Source organism: Pseudomonas frigoris (assembly GCF_047758635.1).
GTDB lineage: Bacteria > Pseudomonadota > Gammaproteobacteria > Pseudomonadales > Pseudomonadaceae > Aquipseudomonas > Aquipseudomonas frigoris.
On sequence record NZ_CP180479.1, the window covers coordinates 5,392,028 to 5,413,391 of the forward strand.

Annotated in this window: 18 protein-coding genes; 6 read left to right on the forward strand and 12 right to left on the reverse strand. The window is 58.8% G+C overall.

Annotation, left to right across the window (positions count from 1 at the left end):
• Positions 1–94: 94 nt before the first annotated feature.
• A complete protein-coding gene (hrpA, locus tag ACMXYH_RS24735; protein WP_415765256.1) occupies positions 95–4,006 on the reverse strand; it encodes an ATP-dependent RNA helicase HrpA in 3,912 nt (1,303 codons plus the stop codon).
• Positions 4,007–4,159: 153 nt separating this feature from the next.
• Between hrpA and ACMXYH_RS24740 the strand changes: the two genes are divergently transcribed.
• On the forward strand, positions 4,160–5,185 hold the full coding sequence (locus tag ACMXYH_RS24740) for an IS110 family transposase (protein ID WP_415764593.1): 1,026 nt from the start codon (positions 4,160–4,162) through the stop codon (positions 5,183–5,185).
• A gap of 363 nt (positions 5,186–5,548) precedes the next feature.
• Here ACMXYH_RS24740 and aceK read toward each other — a convergent pair whose 3' ends face one another.
• Entirely contained in the window at positions 5,549–7,267 is a 1,719-nt protein-coding gene (aceK, locus tag ACMXYH_RS24745; RefSeq protein ID WP_149628922.1) for a bifunctional isocitrate dehydrogenase kinase/phosphatase, read from the reverse strand.
• 129 nt (positions 7,268–7,396) lie between these two features.
• On the opposite strand from aceK, the gene ACMXYH_RS24750 reads away from it, so the two are divergent.
• On the forward strand, positions 7,397–8,305 hold the full coding sequence (locus ACMXYH_RS24750; RefSeq protein ID WP_129442021.1) for a DMT family transporter: 909 nt from the start codon (positions 7,397–7,399) through the stop codon (positions 8,303–8,305).
• A 95-nt stretch (positions 8,306–8,400) separates the two neighbouring features.
• On the opposite strand, the gene ACMXYH_RS24755 is transcribed toward ACMXYH_RS24750, so the two are convergent.
• From ACMXYH_RS24755 to cysK, 4 genes are all read right to left on the reverse strand, one after another.
• The gene (locus tag ACMXYH_RS24755) at positions 8,401–9,264 is read right to left on the reverse strand and encodes a DMT family transporter (RefSeq protein WP_415765257.1); all 864 of its coding nucleotides are present in this window, start codon (positions 9,262–9,264) and stop codon (positions 8,401–8,403) included.
• Between the two features lie 111 nt (positions 9,265–9,375).
• Positions 9,376–9,540, reverse strand: coding sequence for a hypothetical protein (locus tag ACMXYH_RS24760; protein WP_165353262.1), 165 nt, complete (start codon positions 9,538–9,540; stop codon positions 9,376–9,378).
• 483 nt (positions 9,541–10,023) lie between these two features.
• Positions 10,024–10,962 (reverse strand): aspartyl/asparaginyl beta-hydroxylase domain-containing protein, encoded by a 939-nt coding sequence (locus ACMXYH_RS24765; protein WP_415765258.1) that lies wholly within the window; start codon positions 10,960–10,962, stop codon positions 10,024–10,026.
• 233 nt (positions 10,963–11,195) lie between these two features.
• Complete coding sequence (gene cysK / locus ACMXYH_RS24770) at positions 11,196–12,170, reverse strand: cysteine synthase A (RefSeq protein ID WP_283190170.1); 975 nt, start codon at positions 12,168–12,170, stop codon at positions 11,196–11,198.
• 126 nt (positions 12,171–12,296) lie between these two features.
• Between cysK and ACMXYH_RS24775 the strand changes: the two genes are divergently transcribed.
• The gene (locus ACMXYH_RS24775) at positions 12,297–13,373 is read left to right on the forward strand and encodes a DUF748 domain-containing protein (RefSeq protein WP_415765259.1); all 1,077 of its coding nucleotides are present in this window, start codon (positions 12,297–12,299) and stop codon (positions 13,371–13,373) included.
• Here ACMXYH_RS24775 and ACMXYH_RS24780 read toward each other — a convergent pair.
• Both ACMXYH_RS24780 and ACMXYH_RS24785 read right to left on the reverse strand, forming a co-directional pair.
• Entirely contained in the window at positions 13,370–13,873 is a 504-nt protein-coding gene (locus ACMXYH_RS24780; protein ID WP_134422157.1) for a DUF2442 domain-containing protein, read from the reverse strand. The genes ACMXYH_RS24775 and ACMXYH_RS24780 overlap by 4 nt on opposite strands.
• Positions 13,861–14,091 (reverse strand): DUF4160 domain-containing protein, encoded by a 231-nt coding sequence (locus ACMXYH_RS24785; RefSeq protein ID WP_076030093.1) that lies wholly within the window; start codon positions 14,089–14,091, stop codon positions 13,861–13,863. Before ACMXYH_RS24785 ends, ACMXYH_RS24780 begins: the two co-directional genes overlap by 13 nt.
• Positions 14,092–14,293: 202 nt before the next feature.
• On the opposite strand from ACMXYH_RS24785, the gene ACMXYH_RS24790 reads away from it, so the two are divergent.
• Positions 14,294–15,139 (forward strand): AAA family ATPase, encoded by an 846-nt coding sequence (locus ACMXYH_RS24790; RefSeq protein ID WP_415765260.1) that lies wholly within the window; start codon positions 14,294–14,296, stop codon positions 15,137–15,139.
• A gap of 33 nt (positions 15,140–15,172) precedes the next feature.
• Entirely contained in the window at positions 15,173–16,351 is a 1,179-nt protein-coding gene (locus ACMXYH_RS24795) for a vWA domain-containing protein (RefSeq protein ID WP_129442008.1), read from the forward strand.
• 131 nt (positions 16,352–16,482) lie between these two features.
• Here ACMXYH_RS24795 and ACMXYH_RS24800 read toward each other — a convergent pair whose 3' ends face one another.
• The 4 genes from ACMXYH_RS24800 to ACMXYH_RS24815 all read right to left on the reverse strand — a co-directional run bounded on the left by ACMXYH_RS24800 (position 16,483) and on the right by ACMXYH_RS24815 (position 20,224).
• Positions 16,483–17,409 carry a biotin-dependent carboxyltransferase family protein gene (locus tag ACMXYH_RS24800; protein WP_415765261.1) on the reverse strand — a complete coding sequence of 309 codons (927 nt, stop codon included), beginning with the start codon at positions 17,407–17,409 and terminating at the stop codon, positions 16,483–16,485.
• The gene (locus tag ACMXYH_RS24805) at positions 17,406–18,110 is read right to left on the reverse strand and encodes a 5-oxoprolinase subunit B family protein (protein ID WP_129442004.1); all 705 of its coding nucleotides are present in this window, start codon (positions 18,108–18,110) and stop codon (positions 17,406–17,408) included. Before ACMXYH_RS24805 ends, ACMXYH_RS24800 begins: the two co-directional genes overlap by 4 nt.
• Positions 18,107–18,859, reverse strand: a complete 753-nt coding sequence (locus ACMXYH_RS24810) for a 5-oxoprolinase subunit PxpA (RefSeq protein ID WP_129442002.1) — start codon at positions 18,857–18,859, stop codon at positions 18,107–18,109. Before ACMXYH_RS24810 ends, ACMXYH_RS24805 begins: the two co-directional genes overlap by 4 nt.
• A gap of 78 nt (positions 18,860–18,937) precedes the next feature.
• Positions 18,938–20,224, reverse strand: coding sequence for an MFS transporter (locus ACMXYH_RS24815; protein WP_415765262.1), 1,287 nt, complete (start codon positions 20,222–20,224; stop codon positions 18,938–18,940).
• Between the two features lie 159 nt (positions 20,225–20,383).
• Here ACMXYH_RS24815 and ACMXYH_RS24820 point away from each other — a divergent pair, with 159 nt between their 5' ends.
• Positions 20,384–21,298, forward strand: coding sequence for a LysR family transcriptional regulator (locus ACMXYH_RS24820; RefSeq protein ID WP_415765263.1), 915 nt, complete (start codon positions 20,384–20,386; stop codon positions 21,296–21,298).
• Positions 21,299–21,364: the final 66 nt, after the last annotated feature.

The window sequence follows — 21,364 nt, forward strand, 5'->3', positions numbered from 1 at the left end:
GATCTTGTTTTTAAAAATCTAAAATCAAAAGATCGCAGCCTCGTTTCACTCGACAGCCCCTACAGTGGATCGCGGTGATCGCAGGGTATCGGGTTCAGGGTTCGACCTGGGTCCACTGCTTGTTCAGGCGCTTGTCGGAGATCGGCACCTTGGTCCCCAATTGTTGGGCGAACAGGGAAACCCGGTATTCCTCCAGCCACCAGCGATAGAGCTCCAGCTGCGGATCGCGTTTACCTTCTTGGGCATGTTTGTTGGCGCGGGTTTGATATTGCGTCCACAGGCCAGACAACTCGCCACTCCAGACCCGATCCCTCTGCACCTGAGCGCCGATTTTCTCGAAGCGTTGCTCGACCGCTTTCAGATAACGCGGCAACTCCTTGAGCCACTGCATCGGGGTTTCACGAACGAAGCCCGGATACACCAGATGACTGAGCTGCTGCTTGATGTCGTTCAGGGCCACGGCTTGCGCCAGATCAATCTTGCCCTTGAAGCGTTTTTGCAGGCCGTGCCAGAGCTTGAGGATTTCCAGCGTCAGCTTGGCCAGACGCTCGGCGTGCTCGGTCCAGCCGCCGCGTTTGCGTTCGGCCAGCGATGCCAACCCGGCGCCATCCCGTGGCAGCGGGTCTTCGCCGTCGAGAATGCAGCTGTCGAGGCTGGCCAGCAGGATGTCTTCGACCAGACTGTCGATGCGACCCATGTCGCGGTACATCAGCCCCAGCTCGGTCAGCCCCGGCAACTTGCTGCGCAGGAACTTCGCCGGTTCGGCCAGTTGCTGCATCAGCAAACGCTGCAAGGCGCGGCGATGTTGAAACTCGGCTTCGGCCGGTGTCGAGAAACGTCCTTCCTTGACCGTGCCACTCTCTTCCACCAGCGCCGGGTACACCGTCATCGACAGCCCGGCGATCTTCTGCTGGGTTTTCTCGGCGACGGCGGCAAACACTTTCGGCTCCACCGGTTGCTGGTTTTTCGCGGTTTGCGGCACGGCCAACGCGGCCTGACTGGCTTCGGCAAAGCGTGCGGTCAGTTCCGCCAGATCACGCCCTTCGCCAAGGAACTTACCCTGGCCGTCGACGATTTCCAGACTCATCCGCAAATGACTGTCGACCTGCTGCGACGCTTCGGCCCAGGCTTCATCGCTGACCCGCGCACCGGTCATGCGCAACAGTTCACGGCCCAGCGCTTGAGGCAACGAGCCCTCGGCGAAAGTCACGCGCTGCAATGCGGCTTTGACGAAGTCCGGCACCGGTACGAAATTCTTGCGCAGGGCTTTGGGCAGGTTGCGCACCAGCGCGATGCACTTGGCCTCGATCACGCCCGGCACCAGCCATTCCAGGCGCTCCGGCGGCAGCATCGGCAACAACGGCGCCGGCACACGCAGGGTCACGCCGTCACGCGGGTGGTTCGGTTCGAAGTGGTAGCTCAGCGCCAACTCCAGATCACCGATGTGCAAGGTGTCCGGGTAATGCAGCGCGGTGACTTCACTGGCCTCGCGAGCCAGTACGTCTTCTTCGCGCATGATCAGCAGCTGCGGGTCTTTCTGGCTGTTGACCCGATACCAGCTGTCGAAGGTCGCGGTCTGGTGGATCTCCGCCGGCAGTCGCGCATCGTAGAAGGCGAACAGGGTTTCTTCGTCCGCCAGAATGTCGCGACGGCGAGCCTTGGCTTCCAGTTCGTCGAGCTGTTCCAGCAGTTGCGCATTGGCCGTCAGGCACTTGGCCTTGGACTGAATCTCGCCGCGCACCAGGCCTTCACGAATGAAAAACTCACGAGACACCACAGGGTCGATCGGCCCGTAATGCACCGGCCGGCGACCGACCACGATCAGCCCGAACAAGGTGATTTGCTCGAAGGCCACGACCTGACCGCGCTTCTTCTCCCAATGGGGTTCGAAGTGGTTTTTCTTGATCAGGTGCCCGGCCAAGGGCTCGATCCAGTCGGCGTCGATCTTGGCGACCATGCGCGCGTAGAGCTTGGTGGTTTCCACCAGTTCGGCGGCCATCAGCCATTGCGGACGCTTTTTACCGAGGCCCGATGACGGGTGAATCCAGAAGCGCCGCTGACGGGCGCCGAGGTAGTCGCCGTCTTCGGTTTTCTGGCCGATCTGGCTGAGCAGCCCCGAGAGCACGGCTTTGTGCAGTTTCGGATAATCCGCCGGCTCTTTATTGAGGCTCAACTGCATGTCGCGGCAGATCAGGCTCAACTGCCGATGGGAGTCGCGCCATTCGCGCAGACGCAGGTAATTCAGGAAGTTCTTGCGGCACCAATTGCGCAGCGGGCTGGCAGTCAACGCCTGGCGCTGTTCTTCGAAACCACGCCACAAATTGACCAGGCCGGCAAAGTCCGAGTCCACGTCTTTCCATTGTGCGTGCGCCTGATCCGCCGCTTGCTGACGTTCCGGCGGACGCTCGCGCGGGTCCTGAATCGACATGGCGCTGGCGACGATCAGCACTTCCTGCAAGCTGCCGAGTTTCGCCGCTTCCAGCAGCATGCGGCCCATGCGCGGGTCCACTGGCAAGCGCGCCAACTGGCGACCGAGGGGCGTCAGCTGGCTGTTGCGGTCGACCGCCGAGAGTTCTTGCAGCAGGTTAAAACCGTCGCTGATGGCTTTGCCATCCGGCGGCTCGATAAACGGGAAATCAGTGATCTCGCCTAGGCGCAGATGCAGCATCTGCAAAATCACCGCCGCGAGGTTGGTCCGCAGAATTTCCGGGTCGGTAAATTCCGGTCGGCCAATGAAATCTTCTTCGCCATAGAGGCGGATGCAAATGCCCGGCTCGACCCGTCCGCAGCGACCTTTACGCTGGTTGGCGCTGGCCTGGGAAATCGCTTCGATGGGCAAGCGCTGAACCTTGGCGCGGTAGCTGTAGCGGCTGATGCGCGCGGTGCCGCTGTCGATCACGTAACGAATGCCCGGCACGGTCAGCGAGGTTTCCGCGACGTTGGTCGCCAACACCACGCGACGGCCTGGGTGCGACTGGAAAATCCGCTGCTGTTCGGCCGGCGACAATCGCGCGTACAACGGCAGAATTTCAGTGTGCTTGAGCTGAGCCTTGCGCAGCATGTCCGCGGCGTCGCGAATCTCGCGCTCGCCGGGCAGGAACACCAGCACATCGCCGGGGCTCTTGCGCTCGCTGCGTTCGAACGCGGCGATTTCGTCGAGGGTGGCGAGGATCGCCTGATCCACGGTCAGGTCATCCTCGACGCGGTTGCCCTCTTCGTCCTGCTCCAGGGTCAGCGGGCGGTACCAGGTTTCTACCGGGAAGGTGCGGCCCGAGACTTCAACAATCGGCGCGTCATCGAAATGCTTGGAGAAACGCTCCAGGTCGATGGTCGCCGAGGTGATGATGACTTTCAGGTCCGGGCGACGCGGCAGCAGGGTTTTCAGGTAACCGAGCAGGAAGTCGATGTTGAGGCTGCGTTCGTGGGCTTCGTCGACGATGATCGTGTCGTAGCGTTCGAGGTAACGGTCGTTCTGGGTTTCCGCCAGCAGGATGCCGTCGGTCATCAGTTTGATCAGGGTGTTGGAATCGCTCTGATCCTCGAACCGCACCTGATAGCCGACCAGCGCACCCAAGGGTGTCGCCAGTTCTTCGGCGACCCGGCTCGCCACGCTGCGGGCGGCGATTCGACGGGGTTGGGTGTGGCCGATCAGGCCATGCTGACCGCGACCGATTTCCAGGCAGATCTTCGGCAACTGGGTGGTTTTACCCGAACCGGTTTCACCGGCAATGATCAGCACCTGATGCTTGAGCAGCGCTGCTTTGATTTCGTCGCGCTTGGCGGCGATCGGCAGGCTGTCGTCGTAACGAATCACCGGCAGGCTGGCCCGCCGCGCCAACACCTGATCACAGGACGCCTGCGTGCGCGTCACCCACTGGGCCAGTTTGGCCTCGTCAGGTTTTTTGCGCAGCTCAAGCAACTGCCGCCGCAGCCGGTGGCGGTCGGCGAGCATGGCGTGATCGAGGTTTTTCAGCAGTTTGTCGATGGAGGGCGATTCGTCAGTCATCAGGTACGCAATAAGTCGTCTAGTGGCGCAGGGGGCGGATTGTCGCAGATTTGGCAGGGATTGCGGGGGGTTCTACTAATGAAATGGCTACCCCCGCCGCCGCCCGTGATCGCCCACTAAGCTTTCACAGGGGGCTCATCGGAGACCGTTGCCATGAAAGTAGCTATTGCCGCCATCGACTTAGGAAAACGTACCTTCCATCTGCATGCACAAGATGAGCGCGGGAATGAGCTCTACCGCAAAAAATTCACTCGAATGACGCTCATCCAACATCTGGCGAATCTCGAACCCTGCACCGTCGTGATGGAAGCCTGTGGCGGCGCCCACTTCATGGCACAACAGGTCGCCAAGCTGGGCCATACGCCCAAGCTCATCGCCCCTCATCTCGTGCGTCCTTACGTGAAAAGCAACAAGAACGACTTCGCCGATGCCGAGGCGATCTGCGAGGCGGCGACTCGCCCCACCATGCGCTTTGTGCCGCCCAAAACCCAGGCCCAACAGGCGCTGGCCATGCTCAACTCCACCCGCGATGCGTTCATCAAAGACCGCACCGCAACCGTCAATCGGATTCACGCCGCCCTTCTGGAGGTTGGCGTCAGCCTGGCCCCCGGCTTCAAGTCGATCAATGAACTGCCGGGGCTGCTTGAGACGAGTTCATTCTCTGAGGCCATCAAACTAAATCTGACGATGCTGCATGAGCACTTCAACTACCTGACTGAGCGGATCAAGACACTGGATAAGCGAGTGCAATGCCAGGCCGCTGAAGATGATCTGGCATCGCGCTTGATGACAATACCGTGCTTAGGCCCGATCACCTCCACCGTCCTGGCTGCCGAGTTGGGCGATGGCAAACAATTCAAATGCGGCCGAGGCTATTCAGCCTCCATCGGGCTGGTGCCCAAACAGCATTCCACGGGCGACAAGACCGTCCTGTTGGGCATCAGCAAGCGCGGTGATCGAAACCAGAGGCGCCTGCTCATCCAGTGCGCCCGTGTCTACCTGATCCAGCTGGAGCGACAGAAAGGCGCTTTGGCGGACTGGGTCCGCCAGTTATTAGCGTCCCACCATCACTCCAATCTCGTGGTCTGTGCGCTGGCCAACAAGCTGGCGAGGATCGCCTGGGCAATCGCAGCACACCACACTGAATTCGATGCAGGGCCAGCCAAGATGAACGCCTGACCCTGCTGTCACCCGAGCACCACCCACCTGGTTTTGCGATGCTGGATAACAGATGACGTGAACGGCCAACCGGCCTGACGACAACCCTGAGCTCCTACACGGCTGAAAGGCCGTTCCACTAATTAGGATCGTCGGGCATCGATTCTCATCGAGGCGCGGGGACCACAACCCCCACTCAGACGCCGGATAGATGAAAGCAAGCCAAACACGCATCAAAAACAGTATTGCAGAAAAGGGGGTAACCATAGATGTAGGAGCTGTCGAGTGAAACGAGGCTGCGATCTTTTGATTTTAGATTTTAAAAAACAAGATCAAAAGATCGCAGCCTCGTTTCTCTCGACAGCTCCTACAGGTAGCGTGGTGTTATTCGTTATCCAGGCCCTTGCGGCGATACGGAAACACATCAATCACCTTCCCGGCGCGAATGGCTTCCTGAAGGCTTTTCCAGTAATCGGCGTTGTAAAGCTCACCATGCAACTGATCAAACAACTTGCGCTGCCCCGAATCGGCAAACAAAAACGGCGGAAACTCTTCAGGAAACACATCCAGCGGCCCAATCGAATACCACGGTTCCGACGCCATCTCGTCTTCCGGCGTACGCGGTTGCGGGATATGCCGGAAGTTGGCTTCAGTCAGGAAACAGATCTCGTCATAGTCATAAAACACCACCCGCCCGTGACGAGTGACGCCAAAATTCTTCAGCAGCATGTCGCCGGGAAAGATGTTCGCCGCCGCCAGTTGCTTGATCGCCAGCCCGTAATCTTCCAGCGCCTCGCGGACCTGAGCGTCGTTGGCGTTCTCCAGATACAGGTTCAACGGCGTCATCCGCCGTTCGGTCCAGCAGTGGCGGATCAGCACGGTGTCGTCCTCTACCGACACGGTGGACGCGGCCACTTCGAGCAATTCTTCCAGACAGGCCGGGTCGAACTTGCTCAACGGGAAGCGGAAGTCGGCAAATTCCTGGGTGTCAGCCAGGCGCCCGACCCGGTCGACGCTTTTCACCAAACGGTACTTCTCGATCACCGTGGCGCGGTCGACGTTCTTTGACGGCGAGAAGCGGTCCTTGATGATTTTGAATACGGTGTTGAAGCCCGGCAGGGTAAACACGCTCATCACCATGCCACGCACGCCCGGGGCCATGATGAACTGGTCGTCGGTGTTGGCCAGGTGATTGATCAGCGCCCGGTAGAACTCGGATTTTCCGTGTTTGTAGAAACCGATCGAGGTGTACAGCTCGGCGATGTGCTTGCCCGGCAAAATGCGCTTGAGGAAACCGATGAACTCCGCCGGTACCGGCACGTCGACCATGAAATACGAACGGGTGAACGAGAAGATGATCGATACGTCCGCTTCATCGGTGATCAGCGCATCGATCTGAATCCCGCGACCTTCGCGGTGCAGCAGCGGAATCACCAGCGGCCATTGTTCGTCCTGGGTATAGATGCGCCCGACCAGGTACGCGCCTTTGTTGCGGTAAAGCACCGAGGAAAACAGTTCGACACTCAGCTCCGGGTCCTTGCAGACCCAGTCCGGCAGGTTCTCGCGCAATTGCCCTTCGAGACGACTCAGGTCGCCCGCCAGGTTGGCGTAATCCTCGCTGAAGCGGTAGTCGGCAAAAATGCTCGCGAGCATCCCGGACAACTGGCCCTGGGGCTTGTACGTGCGGGTTTGTGCAGCACGGGCCCGGCGCAGGCTCGGCCGGGTGGTGTGAATGAACATGCAGCCGTCGCTGATCAGGTCGTGGCTGAACAGCCCGCAGAAAATCGAGTTGTACCAGGTTTCGGACAGTTCATCGTCGAAGCGCAGGTCGATCAGCGTGATGTAAGCGCTTTTGACCAGCGGCCAGCAACTGACATCCAGCGTGTCAGCGTCGAAAGCGATGTGCAGCCGCCCCACCGTTTCGCTGACTTTTTCTTCGTAGAGATTGATCCGCGCGGCCGACGCCGTTTGCGTCTCCTGCCACTTGGCCTGCTCGAAGCGAGCCCGGGCGCCGTCGGTGATCTGGCGGAAATGCTCGCGGTAATCGTCAAAGCCATCGAGGATCATTCGGGCGATGTCGGCGGCTGGCCATTGCTGCGGCATAGGTAAAACCTCGGCGGCTGATTCTTATCGTGGGGCATGAGCTTAGTGGCCCTTTGTTACGCAACGCAACCATTGCCTTGCGTCCTGACTGGCGCGACACTTGCGCGCTAATCAAGGAAGGAACGTGCTGTGAACCCCGTCGATACTCTGCGTTTGTTGTCGCTCGCCGCCATTTGGGGCGCTAGCTTTCTGTTCATGCGCATCATTGCCCCGGTGATTGGCACAATCCCCACTGCCTTTTTCCGCGTGTCGATTGCCGCGGTCGGCCTGTTGGTGATCCTGGGGCTGATGCGCATCAGCTGGGATTTCAAAGGCAAACTCAAAACCGTGATGCTGCTTGGAGTGATCAACTCCGGGATTCCGGCGACCCTGTACTCGGTAGCCGCCCAGGTGCTGCCGGCCGGTTACTCGGCGATTTTCAACGCCACCACGCCATTGATGGGCGTGCTGATCGGCGGTCTGTTCTTCCATGAAAAACTCACCGCCGCCAAACTTGGCGGCGTGTTCCTCGGGCTGTTGGGCGTGGGCATCCTGACCCGAGCCGGTCCGGTGGCGTTCGACATGGAACTGATGATGGGCGCCCTCGCCTGCCTGCTCGCCACGACCTGCTACGGTTTCGCCGGGTTCCTCGCGCGCCGCTGGCTTGATCAGGCCGGTGGTCTCGACAGTCGCCTATCGGCGGTGGGCAGCATGCTGGGTGCGACATTGTTTCTGTTGCCGCTGTTCGGTTACAGCGTGATCAGCCAGCCACCGGAGAGCTGGGGCGGCTGGAGTGTCTGGTTGTCATTGCTGGGTTTGGGGCTGGTGTGTACGGCGCTTGCGTACATTATTTACTTCCGGTTGCTCAGCTCGGTCGGGCCGGTGAAGTCGATGACCACGACCTTTCTGATTCCGCCGTTCGGGGTGTTGTGGGGAGCGCTGTTGCTGGATGAGCCGTTGTCGATGGCGCATATCTATGGCGGGGTGTTGATTGCGGCGGCGTTGTGGTTGGTGTTGAAGACGACGGTGGTGAAGTCGAAAGAGGTGGTTGCCAGGTAGTTTTGTGGTGCGGCCAATGTGAATTCGGTGCGGGCCGAGCATGCGCTGGCCAAATAAAAAAGGCCTGGAACTCATGCCCCAGGCCTTGTTTTGTTTCAAGCGTTTTTACGGAATACGAACACCAGACCGATGATGATCAGCAACATGCCAAGCATGCTCAACGCCGCCAGCCGGTTGCCGAAAATCAGGTAGTCCATCACCGCCGTCACCGCCGGCACCAGGTAAAACAGACTGGTGACATTCACCAGATTGCCCCGTGCAATCAGCCGATACAGCAACAAGGTCGCCAGCACCGACACGACCAATCCCATCCACAACACCGGCACGATGAAACCGGTGCTGTGGTCGAAATGAAAGGGCTGGAACGGTACGAAGATCCCGCAGAGCAACAGCCCCGCCAGGTACTGCACTGGCAGCGTGCCGAGGGGATTTTCGGTGATGCGTTTCTGCATGATCGAGCCGAACGTCATGCTCGCCAGCGCCAGCAAACCGAAGAGCATTCCGGCGAACGACATGCCGGCCAGACCGATGCCTTGATACACCACCATGATCAACCCGGCCAAACCCAGTGCCAAACCAAACATTCTGCTGGCTGATCGCTGACGCTCCATGATCACCACCGTAAGAATGGGCTGCACGCCCATGATCGTTGCCATGACGCCCGGTGTGACTTTGAGGTCCAGGGCCAGCAGATAGAAAATCTGATAAGCCCCCAGCAACACCACGCCGGTGGCCATCGCATACACCATCGGCTTGCCGCCCTTGGGCAGTTTCAGCTTGAGCAACGGCACCAGCAGCACCAATCCGCAGATTGCGATAGCGAAGCGAATCAACAGAAAAGCAAAGGGTGACGCGTGGGCCAAGCCCCATTTGGAGAAGATCGCCCCGCTGCTCCACAGCAGAACGAACAGGCTCGTGGACGCCGCCGCGAGCGCGGTGTTTTTCGAAAGGACAAACATGAATACCACCTGTAGTCAGGCAAAAAAAGCCAACTCAGCCGAAGCTGAAATTCAGTAGTTTTTTCAGGCGGGCACTTTTAAACGGGCATGGAAACAGCAGAAAAAAGCTGATCAGCCCGAGAAGCCAACGCCTGGCGGTGATACGACTGCGCACACCGGCGTGCTACTGACAGGTGGAGGGTAATGACTGATCTGCGCAGGCTGCTGATTCCCGCACGGCACGACGCCAGCGTTGACCGCTGAATCGACTACCGCGTTGATGAGGGAAGCTGGCATGGGCTGATCTTTTTTGAAGGGTAGAAAGCTGGGTTGGAAAACATCGAGCGCCGACTATAACCAGCGTGTGAGATGGATTGCAATGACTAAGCTGGAAGAACCAATAAGCAAGAGTCTTACACCAACCCCAGTGGCGAACAGGTGCATAAAAAAACGCTCCCAAGGAGTAATGCCGATCAGTTAAGCCATAACGCGATCCTTAGCAGCTGGCGAAGCCTGCGTTCGGCGCTGTAGCAGCTGTCGAGCTTGCGAGCTTGCGAGGCTGCGTTCGGCTCGGGCCGCGATCGGACGCAGCAGTCGTAAAACCTGTGTGCGAGGTTTATCTGAAACACCGCACTGCCTGATTTCACGACTGCTGCGTCCGATCGCGGCCCGAGCCGAACGCAGGCTTCGCCAGCTGCTACAAGGTATGCGTTGCTGGTGAAATTGCTTAACTGACTGACATTACTCCCAAGGAGCGGTTTTTTTCTTCAGGAATCGGTATCAGCCAAACAACCAATACCCCAACAATGTCAGCACCACCACCGCCAACACCGGTCGCAGCACGCGGTAGGCCTTGGGATTGCGACGCTTCCACTTTTTGATCACACCACTGAATTTGTCGCTGGAGTTCTTGCTCCACGCGTAAGCCTGGTTAATCCCGCCAACACGTTCATCATCAAGATTCTGCGGTGCAGTGGCGCGACCCAAAAAGCCACTGATCCAGCGGTTGATGCGGGTCATCAGGCGGTTGCTCAACGGTCGTTCGATGTCGCAAAAGAGGATGACCCGCGTCTTGTCGGTTTCGTTCTTGACCCAATGCACATAGGTTTCGTCGAACATCACGTCTTCACCATCACGCCAGGCATAGACCTGACCGTCGACGAAGATCCGGCAATCGTCGGAGTTCGGCGTCGACAGCCCCAGGTGATAACGCAGGGAACCGGCGAACGGATCGCGATGCGGGTTGAGGTGGCTGCCGCCTGGCAGCAACGCGAACATGGCGCCTTTGACGTTGGGAATGCTGCTGACCAAGGCCACGGTTTTCGGGCACAAGGCTTCAGCTGAGGGAAGCGGTTTGTCGTACCACTTGAGGTAGAAACGCTTCCAGCCTTTTTTGAAGAACGATCCGAAACCGGCGTCGTTGTTCCTTTCGGCGGCGCGAATGTAGCCCTCGTCGAAGAGGTGCATCGCTTCGTCGCGGATGACTTCCCAGTTGTCCTTGAGCACGTCCAGTTCCGGGAACTTGCTGCGGTCCAGATAGGGTTTGGACGGCACACCGGAGAACAGGTACATCAAAGCGTTATAGGGCGCGAACAACGCTGAATGGTTGACGAACTGACGCAGGACCGGCAATCGTGCCTTGCCGCGCAAATGCACATAGAGAGTGCTGCCGAGGAACAGCAGCAACAGCGACGCTTTCGCGGCAAGGGAAAAGGTCATCAACAACTCCTTGATAGTAGACAACTCTGCGCAACGCCATTTAACCGACCTGGCAGCCGGCCATGATAAACACTACCGGCCTCGGGAAAAACCCGTGTAACTGAACATTCAGTGTTAAAGATTGCGCAATAAAGCACTTCTTAACATAAAGCTTCTGAACGGGGGCTGACTTGAATCACCCCCCTTACACAAGTTCAAAAACAAGATCAAAAGATCGCAGCCTGCGGCAGCTCCTACTGCTGATTCTCCTGCTCGGTAAACAGATCACTGAACAGCATGCTCGACAGGTAGCGTTCACCGGAGTCCGGCAGGATCACCACGATGGTCTTGCCCTGCATTTCCGGGGTTTCCGCCAGACGGACGGCCACGGCCATGGCGGCGCCACAGGAAATGCCGCTCAAAATCCCTTCTTCCTGCATCAGTCGCAAGGCCATGGCCTTGGATTCTTCATCGCTGACCAACTCAACCCGATCGACCATCGACAGATCAAGATTCTTCGGCACAAAACCGGCACCAATACCCTGGATCTTGTGAGGGCTCGGCTTGATCTCTTCACCGGCCATTGCCTGGGTGATGACTGGCGACACCGCTGGCTCCACCGCCACCGAAATAATCGGTTTGCCCTGGGTATTCTTGATATACCGCGAAACGCCGGTAATGGTTCCACCCGTTCCGACGCCTGCCACCAGTACGTCGACTGCACCGTCGGTGTCGTTCCAGATTTCCGGACCAGTCGTTTTTTCGTGGATGGCCGGGTTGGCCGGGTTCTCAAACTGCGACGGCATGAAGTAGGCAGCCGGGTCGCTGGCGACAATTTCAGCAGCCTTTTCGATCGCTCCTTTCATGCCCTTGGCCGGTTCGGTCAGTACCAGTTCGGCCCCCAGTGCCTTTAGCACTTTGCGTCGCTCGATACTCATGGACGCCGGCATGGTCAGCATCAGCTTGTAACCGCGGGCCGCGGCAACGAATGCCAGGCCGATACCGGTATTGCCCGAGGTCGGTTCGACGATGGTCATTCCAGGCTTGAGTTTGCCGGTGCTTTCGGCGTCCCAGATCATGCTCGCACCGATCCGGCACTTGACCGAGTAACCGGGGTTACGCCCTTCGATCTTGGCCAGGATGGTCACGCCGCGCGGGGCGATACGGTTGATCTGCACCAGCGGCGTATTGCCGATGGAATGAGCGTTGTCAGCGTAGATACGGCTCATGGCTGGGTCCTTATACAGCGTTAAATAAGCTCTCCAAGGTATGCCTGTTGCCCTTGGTCGTCCAGTCAGTCGAACGTCCCGTAACCACAGCAGTCAATGGCTATACATCGCCAGAGATTTGTCATCATGAAACGCAGATACAGTTGGCCCCTGTGGATCCTCGCTGGCCTCGTTGTGCTGCTGATTGCCCTGCACATCGCCCTGCCCTACATGGTGCGAGACTACCTGAATGACAAGCTGGCGAACATGGGCGACTACCGTGGCCAGATCACTGATGTGGACCTGGCCCTGTGGCGCGGAGCGTACAAAATCAACGGACTGAAAATCGTCAAGGTCGAGGGCAAGGTTCCGGTGCCTTTCGTCAACGCGCCGCTGATCGATCTTTCCGTCAGTTGGCACTCGCTCTGGTACGACCGCGCCGTTGTGGCCGAGGTGAAGTTCTTCAACCCTGAGGTGAACTTCGTCGACGGCGGCGCCAACAAGCAAAACTCCCAGACCGGTCAGGGCACCGACTGGCGTGCGCAGTTGAGCAAACTGGCCCCCATCACCCTGAACGAAGTGCGGATCAGCGATGGCAAGATCAGTTTCCGCAACTTCAATTCCAAGCCCCCCGTGAACATGAACGCCACTCAGGTCAACGCCAGCATCTATAACCTGACCAACGTGGTCGACACCAAAGGCAAGCGCGATGCTCGCTTCGAAGGCAAGGCGCTGCTGCTCGGGCACGCACCACTGGAAACCACCGCCACCTTCGACCCCTTAAGCAACTTTGAAGATTTCGAGTTCCGCCTGCGGGCCAAACACATCGAGCTCAAACGCATGAACGACTTTGCCTCCGCCTATGGCAAGTTCGACTTCAATGCAGGTCACGGTGATGTGGTCATTGAAGCGCAGGCTAAAAAAGCTCAATTAACGGGTTACATCAAACCGCTGCTAAAGGACGTCGACGTGTTCAATTGGCATCAGGACGTCGAGAACAAGGACAAAGGGATTTTCCGCTCCATTTGGGAGGCCATCGTCGGCGGCTCCGAAACGGTGCTGAAAAACCAGGGCAAAAACCAGTTTGCGACTCGCGTGGAACTGAGCGGCAACGTGCATCGCCGAGATATCAGCGCATTCGAGGCTTTTTTGCAGATTTTACGCAACGGCTTCATCCAGGCGTTCAATGCCCAATACGAACGGCCCAAGCCGGATGCGGGCTAAGGGTTTCGGGTGACGATGTAGCGACCGGTTTCTTCGGCCGCCCGCGCCGGGTTCGATTGCTGCTGCAAGAAGTCCCAGCCCAGGCAGGCCAGTGCCAGCGATCGCGGTACGGCTTCACGCCCACTGCTGTAGCGCGTGATGCTGCGAGCACTGACCCCCAACGCTTCGGCCGCCTGATTGAGTGGCAGCCCGGTACGAGCGCGCCAGTCGATGAAGATCCGCGTGTTTTCGTCCAATGCGTTTTGCGCGAGCGCATCCAGATAAAGAGTGTCTGCGCCGATCTGGATGTCCAGTTCGGGCCACTCAACGCTCCAGCCTTCATCACCCAAGGTTGCCCCTTCGAAAGCGCCAACCTCCAGCAATGGCTGCAACCCAGGGTAGGCGCGCAGGTCCCGACTCAAATCGAGGTTCAGTTGCTGACCGTCGATAAAGGTCAGCGTCAGGCGGTGATCCGGCAACGCCTGCACGGCCGACAGCCGTGGTCGTTTCATGGGTAACATCGTTTCCAATCCTCCAGCAATTGCACCTGATGGGCCCTGACCCACGCCAGCGCTTCCTTGATAATCAGCGGCGGCGCCTTGCCCACCATCACTTCGACGGTTTCAAGGCTGAGCATGACGTCCAGCCCGCCACCGGTCAGGTGGACATGGGGCGGCGGATGATCCTTCTCGCGCAACTGAATGCGGTACGTATCGCGAAATCGGTATTTAGTAGACATGCCCCGCAAGCTATCGCCAAAATGGCGATAGCTCAATACTGGCCAGCAGCCGAGACTGAGTCAAGATGTGACGCCCCATTCAGAGACTGAATAAGCCGTCTGCGTTCACAGTCGACCGGGCACCGCGTTATAGTCGGGTACTACAATTATTGCGCCCCGCCCTGCCTCGTTCAGGTCGGCATTACCGTTCGAGGATTAGCAGATGAAGTTCGAAGGCACCCCGGCCTACGTCGCCACCGATGACCTGAAGCTGGCGGTCAACGCCGCCATCACTCTGGAGCGCCCGCTGCTGGTCAAGGGCGAGCCAGGCACTGGTAAAACCATGCTCGCCGAGCAACTGGCCGAGTCCTTCGGCGCCAAACTGATCACTTGGCACATCAAATCCACCACAAAGGCGCATCAAGGCCTGTACGAGTACGACGCGGTCAGCCGTCTCCGTGACTCGCAGCTGGGCACCGAAAAGGTCCACGACGTTCGCAACTACCTGAAAAAGGGCAAGCTCTGGGAAGCCTTCGAATCCGAAGAGCGGGTGATCCTGCTGATCGACGAAATCGACAAGGCCGACATCGAGTTCCCGAACGACTTGCTGCAAGAACTCGACAAGATGGAGTTCTACGTTTACGAGATCAACGAGACCATCAAGGCCAAGAAACGCCCGATCATCATCATTACTTCCAACAACGAGAAAGAGCTGCCGGACGCCTTCCTGCGCCGCTGCTTCTTCCATTACATCGCTTTTCCCGACCGCGTCACGATGCAGAGGATCGTCGACGTGCACTACCCGAACATCAAGAAAGACTTGGTCAGCGAAGCGCTGGACGTGTTCTTCGACGTGCGCAAAGTGCCGGGCCTGAAGAAGAAGCCATCGACCTCCGAACTGGTGGACTGGCTGAAGCTGCTGATGGCCGACAACATCGGCGAAGCGGTACTGCGCGAGCGCGATCCGACCAAGGCTATTCCGCCGCTGGCCGGTGCTTTGGTGAAGAACGAACAGGACGTGCAGTTGCTTGAGCGTCTGGCGTTCATGAGCCGTCGCGGCACTCGCTGATCCCTCTTTTTAACAAGATAGAGGGCGATAGCCATGCTGCTCAACCTGTTCAATGAAATGCGCGCAGCCAAAGTGCCGGTCTCGGTACGGGAGCTGCTGGACCTGATCAACGCGCTGAAGCAGCGCGTGACCTTCGCCGACATGGACGAGTTTTATTACCTGTCCCGGGCGATTCTGGTGAAGGACGAAAAGCATTTCGACAAATTCGACCGCGCGTTCGGTGCCTACTTCAACGGCCTGGAAAAACTTGACGATCACCTTCAGGCATTGATCCCGGAAGACTGGCTGCGCAAGGAGTTCGAGCGTTCGCTGACCGAAGAAGAGCGGGCGGCGATCCAGTCTCTCGGCGGCCTGGACAAGCTGATCGAAGAGTTCAAGAAACGCCTCGAAGAACAGAAAGAACGTCATGCCGGCGGTAACAAGTGGATCGGCACTGGCGGCACCAGTCCGTTTGGCTCCGGGGGCTTCAACCCGGAAGGCATTCGGGTCGGCGATGCCGGCAAGCGTCAGGGCAAAGCGGTCAAGGTCTGGGATCAGCGCGAGTACAAGAACCTCGACGATTCGGTCGAATTGGGCACCCGCAACATCAAGGTCGCCCTGCGTCGGTTGCGCAAATTCGCGCGCCAGGGTGCGGCGGAAGAACTGGACATCGATGGCACCATCGACCACACCGCGCGCGATGCCGGGCTGCTGAACATCCAGATGCGTCCGGAGCGGCGCAACACCGTCAAGTTGTTGCTGCTGTTCGACATCGGCGGCTCGATGGACGCCCACGTGAAGATCTGCGAAGAGCTGTTTTCGGCCTGCAAGACCGAGTTCAAGCACCTGGAGTATTTCTACTTCCACAACTTCATTTATGAATCGGTGTGGAAGAACAACATGCGCCGCACTTCCGAGCGCACCTCGACCCAGGATCTGCTGCACAAATACGGCGCAGACTACAAAGTGATCTTCATCGGTGACGCCGCCATGGCGCCGTATGAAATCACCCAGGCCGGCGGCAGCGTCGAGCACTGGAACGAAGAAGCGGGTTATGTGTGGATGCAGCGGTTCATGGAGAAGTACAAGAAGGTCATCTGGATCAACCCGTATCCGAAAGATACGTGGGGTTATACGTCGTCGACCAACATCGTGCGGGACTTGATTAACGACCAGATGTACCCGCTGACATTGCGGGGGTTGGAAGAAGGGATGCGGTTTCTTTCCAAATAACTCGGTGCCTGACCGGACGCCATCGCGAGCAAGCTCGCTCCCACAGGGGAATGTGTCGTTCACAAAATGTGTGGGCAACAACGATCCAATGTGGGAGCCAGCTTGCTCCGGGCGGCGTTCCGACGATGCTTTTAGCGGTTCACAAACCGGCGTAGGTACTCGACCTGCTCCCGATGCGCGACTTCCTGCACCACCGGTTTCAACCGCACCTGCGTCCCCGGCAGACACTGCGCCAGTCGCGCCAGCGCCAACGGCGTCAACGCCCCCAATCGCGGATAACCACCAATGGTCTGCCGATCATTGAGCAACACAATCGGCTGCCCGTCCGGCGGCACCTGAACCGCACCCAGCGGGATGCCTTCGGAAATCATCGGCTTACCCTGATACTGCAACGCCGTTCCCAGCAAGCGTATGCCCATCCGGTCGGCACGGCTGTCGAGGGTCCAGACGCTGTTGAACGCGTCGAACGAACTCTGCCCACTGAACTCGCCGATCTGGGCACCGAGCACCAGGTCCAGCGGCGCGTTGAGTTTGAAATCCGGCACCTGTTCGCGCGCCAATTCCCGCAGCAGTAGTAGCGAGCTCCCGGAGTAGCTCAACTGCGCATCTTTGGCCAACGCCCGGCCCATGCCATCCAGCCCGCCAAGCTCCTCACGGACCACCGTTGCGCTGCTGCCCAACACCTTTGGCGCATCAAATCCGCCCGGGGCCGCCAAATATGCCCGAGCCCCAAGCAGCGGCTGAGTGAATTGCAATTGCTGACCTTTGTTCAGCCTGAAACTGCGCCACGGTGCCAACGCCTCGCCATCCACCTGTGCCCCCAGATCCGCTCCGGCCAAGGCCAGTACGCAATCCTCTTCGGCAACGACGGTGAACCCACCCAGGGTGATTTCAATCACCGGTGCATCCAGGCCATTGCCCAGCAACCAATTAGCCCACGACATCGATCGCCAGTCCGCCGCCCCGCCCTGGGTCACGCCCAAATGCCGCACGCCGAAACGGCCAGCGTCCTGCAACAGGCACAGCGGTGTACTCGCTTCTATTGATAGACGGCTCATGCCTGCGCCTCCAACGGCGTGTCATCACCGCCCAGATTGATGAATTCGGCATGGCTGACGGCTTCGAAGCGCACCGTGTCGCCTGGTTGCATCAGGCTGTAGCCGTCGCGTTCGCGGTCGAACAATTTGGCCGGGGTGCGACCGATCAGATTCCAGCCACCGGGGGACACCACCGGGTAAGCGGCCGTTTGGCGTTCGGCGATGCCGACACTGCCGGCGGCCACCTTTTTACGCGGAGTGTTCAGACGCGGCGCCGCCAGCGCTTCTTCCACCAGCCCCATGAAGGCGAAACCCGGCGCGAAACCCAAGGCGAATACCTGATACTCGCGCTCGCTGTGGCGACGGATCACTTCATCCACGGCCAATCCGCTGCGCAGGGACAACAGGCTCAACTCCGGGCCAACGCTCAAGTCATACCAGACCGGCAACACATGACATTTGCCGCGGGTGCAGGCGTTGGGCGACAGATCGATCAAGGCCTCGGCGATCAGCTCCCGAGCCTGGGCCGGACTCAACGCGGTCAGATCGTAATGCACCATCAACGTCGTATAGGACGGCACCAGATCGATCAGATGCCCGGCGAATGCAGCCCGCAGACTTTCACTGGCGGCGAGCATCCACGGCATGTTGGCCTCGCTGATCTCATCAAACAGACGGACCATCAAGCAATCCAGCGCCACCACTTCGACCCGGATTTTCATGGCGCGCTCTGCTGATCAAGTGCTTCGCGAATACGCCGCACGGCGGCTACCGAACTGGCATTGTCGCCGTGTACGCAAAGGGTGTTGGCCTGCAAGTGCAAGGCACTGCCATCGCTGGCCGTGAGGTTGCCGCCGCGGGCAATGGTCAGCGCCTGCTCGATGATTGTTTCGGGATCGTGATGCACCGCGCCCGGCAGTTGCCGCGAGACCAGCATTCCCGCACTGTCGTAAGCGCGATCGGCGAAGGCTTCGAACCACAGGGTTACGCCGTATTCATCGCCCAACTGCTGGGCTGCGCTGTTGTCGCGAGTGGCCATCAACATCAGCGGTAACTCACGATCATAGGACGCCACAGCCTGAAGCACTGCGCGCAATTGCGCCGGGTTGGCCATCATGTCGTTGTACATCGCGCCGTGCGGTTTGACGTAACTCACCCGCCCACCCTGAGCCCGGCAAATGCCGTCGAGGGCGCCGATCTGGTAATGCACAATGTCCTGAAGTTCCTGGGCGGTGTAGGCCATGGAACGGCGGCCGAAGCCGACCAGATCCTGATAAGCCGGATGAGCACCGATCTGCACCCCGTTGCTCAAGGCCAGACTGACGGTCTTGCGCATGATGCTCGGATCGCCGGCATGGAAGCCGCAGGCAATGTTGGCGCAATCGATGAAGGGCATGACCTCGGCGTCCAGACCCATGGTCCAGTTGCCGAAACTCTCGCCGATGTCGCAGTTCAATAGCAGGCGGCTCACGGTGAACACTCCTGTAAGTTTTATTCTTTTCTATCTGTAAGGCATTTGCCCGCAGATTATCAGTTGCTGGGCATTAAGTTATTGGGCTTCGAGTTGCTTGCCACGGGTTTCCGGCAGACTCAGGGCCGCTAGGATCACCACCCCGTAGGACACTGCCGCAAAAGCACCGATTCCCACGCTCAATGGCACCTTCTGGCTCATCAAGCCGATCAACAGCGGGAACAACGCCGCCAGCGCCCGACCAATGTTGTAGCAAAAGCCCTGACCCGAACCGCGAATCCGTGTTGGAAACAGCTCGGTCAAAAACGCGCCCATGCCGCTGAAGATCCCCGAGGCGAAGAAGCCCAGAGGAAAGCCTAGCCAGAGCATCACGCCATTGCTCACCGGCAATTGGGTGTAGAGCAGCACAATGGTGAACGAGCCGACCGCGAACAGAATGAAGTTCTTTTTACGCCCGAGGATGTCAGTCAAATACGCACTGATGACGTAACCGACGTAGGAACCGACGATCACCATCGCCAGATAACCGCCCGTACCGAGTACGCTCAAACCGCGTTCGTTCTTCAGAAACGTCGGCAACCAGGAGGTGATCGCGTAGTAACCGCCCAGAGCACCGGTGGTCAGCACCGACGCGCGAATCGTGGTGAAAAAGATGCCGGGAGCGAATATCTCGTAGAATTTTGCTGGATTGCTGGGTTCTTGCTTAGCCTTGGCTTCGCGATAGATTTCCGGGTCCTTGACCAGTCGGCGGACGAAGATCACAAAAATCGCCGGCACGATGCCAAGGATGAACAGGGCGCGCCAGGCGTCTTCCGGTGGCAGCACCGAGAACAGCAGCGCATACAAAATCGCAGTCAGTCCCCAACCCAATGCCCAGCCGGATTGGACCATGCCAACAGCCTTGCCGCGGTCCTTGGCGCGAATCACTTCACCCATCAGCACCGCGCCAGCGGTCCATTCGCCGCCGAAACCGAAGCCCATCAGCGTGCGGCTGATCAGCAGTTGTTCGTAGTTTTGGGCAAAGCCGCAGAGGAAGGTGAAAAAGGCGAACCACAGCACGGTGAGTTGCAAGGTGCGTACGCGACCGATTCGGTCGGACAGAATCCCCGCCACCCAACCGCCGATAGCCGAGGCGATCAGGGTGCTGGTGTGAATCAACCCGGCCTCGCCGGTGGTGATGCCCCACATCGCAATCAGGGTCGGCACCACGAAGCTGAGCATCTGCGTGTCCATGCCGTCCAGGCCATAGCCGATCTTGCAGCTCCAGAAGGTGCGGCGTTCCTGCTTGTTGATGTTGCGGTACCAGTCGAAAGGTCCAGGACGAACCGTGGCTTTGGGGATGTCGAGCGTGTCGGGCGCACTCATGGCAAATCTCCGCGCTAATTTTTATTGGTATTGTTCTGAGCCCCGACGACGCCTATCGTGGGAACCGGATGGCCCGATTTTTGGGCGCCTTGCCCTGCTACGTCCAACTAATAAAACCCCGCCCTAGACATAAGAATTCTTTATCCCCGAGCAGACCCCATGAACCTGAAGTTTCTCGAGACCTTTGTCTGGGTCGCCCGACTCAAGAGTTTTCGCCTGACGGCAGACAAGCTCTTCACCACCCAGGCGTCGATTTCCAGCCGCATTGCCGTGCTCGAAGGCGAGCTCGGGGTGAAGCTGTTCCTGCGCGATTCACGTGGCGTGAGCCTGACGCCCGAAGGCTTGAAAGTGCTCGAGTACGCCGAGCAAATGATGGACACCATGCAAGCCCTCAAGCAGTCGATCGAAACCCGCTCGAGCAAGGTCGGACGGGTTCGCATCGGCGTGATGGACACGGTCATCCATACCTGGCTGAGCCCGTTGGTGGCGCACATGATGGATCACTATCCGCTGGTGGAAATCGAGTTGGTGGCCGATACCGCGCTCAACCTCTGCGATCAGCTGCAAAAAGGCTTTCTCGATCTGATCCTGCAAACCGACCTGTTGCGTCAGGAAAGTGTGCGCAGCCTTGAGCTGGCCAGTCACCCGATGGGCTGGATTGTGGCTACGAATTCGATCTACAACCGCGAGTATTCAGGCATTGCCGACCTGGCGCGGGAACGGATCATTACCTATTCGAAAAACTCCCATCCGCATCAGGAGATTCTCGCCCTGATGCAGGCCAACGGCATCATGACGCCACGGTTGAACTGCGTGAACTCGGTATCGGCGATCACCCGGTTGCTGCGGGACGGTTTCGGTATTGGCGCGCTGCCACCAGTGCTGGTAGCCGAGGAACTGGCGCGGGGGGAATTGACCTTGCTGGCCATCGATCAACGTCCACCGAATTTGCAGGTGGTGGTGTCGTGGCGGGTTGGCGTGGAATGGGTCGAGGAGATTGTTTCGTTGTGTCAGCAGGTGCTGGACGGGTATGCGAAGAAGGTGGGTGAGGATTACATCACTTTGAGTCGTTGAAGAGCAAAAGATCGCAGCCTTCGGCAGCTCCTACAGGGGAACGCATTCCAATGTAGGAGCTGCCGA